A 238-nucleotide genomic window follows, 5' to 3' on the forward strand; every position below is an offset into this window, starting at 1 on the left:
TTTACATGCTGATCGCCTCGTCCGCCGCCTCGCAGGAACGGAACTCCTTTCCCGCGCAGTCGGAAAAATGTCTCCGTTTGCGTACCCGCAGGCACCTTCAGCTTCACCCGACCATCCACAGTAGGGATTTCGATTTCATCGCCTAGCGCGGCTTGAGCAAAATTAACCGGCACCTCGCAGTATATATCGTTTCCTTCCCGTTCAAAGAACTCATGCGGCTTTACGCGTAGGACGACAT

The 238-nt window shown here is 54.2% G+C and carries 1 protein-coding gene; it reads right to left on the bottom strand.

The window, feature by feature from the left end; genetic code table 11:
* A partial coding sequence (locus MXD62_RS09570; protein WP_285224014.1) for a DnaJ C-terminal domain-containing protein occupies window positions 1-238 on the bottom strand: 238 nt, incomplete at both ends.

It is taken from the genome of Frankia sp. Mgl5, from assembly GCF_023242985.1.
Lineage (GTDB): Bacteria > Actinomycetota > Actinomycetes > Frankiales > Frankiaceae > Parafrankia > Parafrankia soli.